The 262-nt window shown below is 58.4% G+C and carries 1 protein-coding gene; it reads left to right on the top strand.

All coding sequences use genetic code 11. The features are described 5' to 3' along the window. Nucleotides 1–233: hypothetical protein (locus AAEY93_RS20775; RefSeq protein WP_351079580.1), on the top strand; the 233-nt coding region annotated here is incomplete at its 5' end. Nucleotides 234–262 lie beyond the last annotated feature (29 nt).

Genomic DNA, 262 nt, shown 5'->3' on the forward strand with positions numbered 1-262 from the left:
GGTATACGCTAACAATTACCGTCGAGCCCTCTGGCCTCGGGCTGGGGTCCCTTGGTCGTGTGCGGTGGGTTGCGGTTCGGGGGGGGATGGTTGGGGGCGGGCGGGTTGGTGTGGGTGGGGGGGGGGCGGTGGGGGGGGGGGGGGTGGGGGGGTTTTTTTTTGTGGGGTTTTTGTGGATGCAAAACAACAAAAAAAAGATAAAAAGGATAACGATAGAGCTGAAGCAGCGTTGAATATTAGTAGGAACGCGAGGCAGAGATGG

It is taken from the genome of Shewanella sp. CAL98-MNA-CIBAN-0140 (assembly GCF_040309905.1).
GTDB lineage: Bacteria > Pseudomonadota > Gammaproteobacteria > Enterobacterales > Shewanellaceae > Shewanella > Shewanella psychromarinicola.